The 1747-nt window shown below is 71.6% G+C and carries 2 protein-coding genes; both read right to left on the bottom strand.

Features of this window, described 5'->3' with window-relative positions; all coding sequences use genetic code 11:
* Window positions 1-286: MFS transporter (locus WA805_RS28890; RefSeq protein ID WP_425243906.1), on the bottom strand; the 286-nt coding region annotated here is incomplete at its 3' end.
* A 15-nt stretch (window positions 287-301) separates the two neighbouring features.
* Window positions 302-1747 (bottom strand): alpha/beta hydrolase (locus WA805_RS28885; RefSeq protein ID WP_425243905.1); only part of this gene is annotated, 1446 nt, incomplete at its 5' end.

Raw genomic sequence — 1747 nt, 5'->3', positions numbered from 1 at the left:
GCGCCACCGCGTACCCGCAGCCGCAGAAGGCGCAGACTCTGGCCAGCCCGTACCGGTCCGCCAGCCGGCCGCGCAGCGGGCCCGTCACGGCCTGCCCGAGCGTGTAGCCGGCCACGACGAGGCCGGCGGTGGTCATCGAGGCATGGGTCGCCGCCACCAGCAGCAGCGTGATGGCGACCATGCCCTGTGGCAGCCGGGCGCAGACGTCCGCCACCGCCAGCCCGCGCAGCGCGGGCTCACCGAGCAGCCGCCGATACGGCCCTGCGGCTTCGGAAATCACGCTCACCGCGTCAGCGGCACGCTAACTGCCTGGGGTGGGGTCGGGGACGGCCGGGCAGGTGGCGTTGACCAGGCCGGGGGCGTTCGGCACCGCGCCGGTGGCCAGGTAGTTGTCCAGGTAGTCCTGCACGCAGGTGTCGGGCGGGACCTCCTGCGACTGGCCGTGGTTCCCGCTGCCCTCGACGACCACCATCCGCGCGCTCGGCAGCAGCTTGTGCGCGTCCTGCGCGCCCGGGTACGGGGTGGCCGCGTCCAGCGTGCCCTGCAGCATGAGGATGGGCGGCAGCCCCTGCCCCTTGATCTGCAGCGGCTGCGCCGGGCCCTTGACCGGCCAGAACGCGCACGGCGCGTTCAGCCAGGCGTTGTCCCAGGCCATGAACGGCGCGGTCTGGTACACCCGGGTGGTGTCCGCCTGCCACTTGGCCCAGTTCCGCGGCCAGTTCACGTCCGCGCACTGCACGGCGTCGTACACGGCCTGCTGCGGCTCGTTTTCCTGCTGCGTGGCGTAGTTCTCCCAGACGGTGACCAGCCCGGCCGCCGTGCCGCCGGTCAGGTACTGCGACAGCGCCTCCGCCAGGCTGGGCCACGTCGTGTTCAGGTAGGCGCCGATGATGAACGTGTCGTCGTATTCGTCCGGGCCGATCGGCTGCCCGCCGGGCCCGGTGACCGGATTGGCCGCCAGCTGATTACGCGCCCGGTAGAAGGCGCTGCGCACCTCGGCGGCCGTGCTGCCCAGGTTGTAGACGCTGTCGTATTTCGCGATCCACGCGTAGAACGCGTCGAGCCGGGCCTGGAAGGCGTAGTCCTGGGCGATGTTGTCCTGGTACCAGACACCGGTCGGGTCCACCGTGCTGTCGAGCACCATCCTGCGGACCCGGCTGGGGAACAGCGTGCCGTACACCTGGCCCAGGTAGGTGCCCCAGGAGAACCCGTAGTAGGTGATCTTCTGCACGCCGAACGCCTGGCGTATCAGGTCCATGTCGCGGGCCATGTTCACGCTGGTCTCGTAGGGCAGCAGCCAGCCGAACCGCTGCTCGCAGTCCGCCGCGTAGGTCTTCGCCTTGTTGATGAGCACCTGCTCCGCCGCCGCGTTCGCCGGGATGTAGTCCGGCTGGCTGCCGGAGAAGTAGCCGGGATCGCAGCTCAGCGCCGGCACCGATCCGCCGACCCCGCGTGGGTCGAAGCCGACGATGTCGTAGTCCGCGGCCACCTGCGGACTGAGGCTGGTGGCGGTGGCGCCGGCCAGCCACCGGCCTGGCGCGCCGGGGCCGCCGGGGTTGACGAGCATCACGCCCTGCTGCTGGCTCTTCGGCGCCGTCGCGGGGACCATGGAAAGCGCGATCGTGATCTTGCGGCCGCCGGGGTCCGCGTAGTTCAGCGGGACCTGGAGCGAGGCGCACTCCATCCCGGCGAGCTGGCTCCCGCAGGCGGACCAGCGCAGCGCGCTGCCCGCGGTTCCCGACGGGAC

This window comes from Trebonia sp., from assembly GCF_049794275.1.
Lineage (GTDB): Bacteria > Actinomycetota > Actinomycetes > Streptosporangiales > Streptosporangiaceae > Trebonia.
The sequence above is the reverse complement of the archived record's forward strand: the minus strand, read 5'-3'. Positions and strand labels throughout refer to the sequence as shown.